Raw genomic sequence first — 1,130 nt, 5'->3', positions numbered from 1 at the left:
AACTCGACGGCTTCTTCGAAACCATGACGGCGGACGACAACATTTATCTCGGCTATCTCGCCTCGCCCAAGGGGCGCAGCTGGTTCTATTCGCTGAAAAAGCGCAAGCAAGTCGCCGACCGCTGGGTGAAGGCGCTCTCGATTTCAGCGCTCAAGCGTAGTCTGAAGATCATCGAATATTCAGGCGGCAACCAGCAGAAGGTGGTGGTCGCAAAGTCGCTGGCGCAGGAGCCGTCCTTAGTGATCTTCGACGAGCCGACCCGCGGTGTCGACGTGGGCGCCATCCCGCAGATCCATGCGTCGATCCGCGATCTCGCCAAGAGCGGCAAGGCGGTCGTCGTGATTTCCTCCTATCTACCCGAAGTGCTGGCTCTGTCCGATCGCGTGCTGGTGGCCCGCGGCGGACGGATCGTCGAGGAGATGCCTGCGTCCGAGGCGACGGAAGAAAAGATCATGTACGCCGCGATCCACTGAACGCAGGCGTGCCCGCCCGCAGCCATCAAGCCCCTTGCGAGAACCCATGCTTTACCCCGAGTCCGAGCGCGTCACCGCCGTCAAGCACCGCCTGTTGTCTTTCATGGACAGTCACATCTATCCGAACGAGGCGCGTTTCTACCAAGAGGCGGAAGAGCTCGGCCCCTGGAAGGTCTACCCGACCGTTGAAGAACTCAAGCCGCTCGCGCGCGAGCAGGGGCTCTGGAATCTATTTCTGCCCGACAGCGAGCACGGAGCGGGTCTCACCAATCTCGAATATGCCAGCCTGTGCGAAGTGATGGGCCGGTCGCATCTCGCGCCCGAAGTGTTCAATTGTTCGGCTCCAGACACTGGAAATATGGAAGTGCTGGCGCGCTACGGGACCGCCGCACATCAGGAGCGCTGGCTGAAACCGCTACTGGCCGGGGAAATCAGGTCGTGCTTCGCGATGACCGAACCCGCGGTCGCGTCCAGCGACGCCACTAATATCGAGAGCCGCATCGTGCGCGACGGCGACAGTTACGTCATCAACGGGCGCAAATGGTACACGACCAATGCCACCGATCCGCGCTGCAAGATCTGCATCTTTATGGGTAAGACCGATCCGGAAAATCCGAACAGGCATCAGCAGCAGTCCATGATCCTAGTGCCGATGGA

The 1,130-nt window shown here is 60.4% G+C and carries 2 protein-coding genes; both read left to right on the top strand.

Annotated features, from left to right (window positions below; all coding sequences use genetic code 11):
* Positions 1-473 (top strand): ATP-binding cassette domain-containing protein (locus tag I5M_RS03755; RefSeq protein ID WP_031335269.1); only part of this gene is annotated, 473 nt, incomplete at its 5' end.
* A gap of 46 nt (positions 474-519) precedes the next feature.
* The coding region (locus tag I5M_RS03750) for an acyl-CoA dehydrogenase family protein (protein ID WP_022720181.1) at positions 520-1,130 on the top strand (611 nt) is incomplete at its 3' end.

This window comes from Rhodopseudomonas sp. B29 (genome assembly GCF_000333455.1).
Lineage (GTDB): Bacteria > Pseudomonadota > Alphaproteobacteria > Rhizobiales > Xanthobacteraceae > Rhodopseudomonas.
Note: the sequence above shows the minus strand (reverse complement) of the source record. Positions and strands in the feature narration are given on the sequence as shown.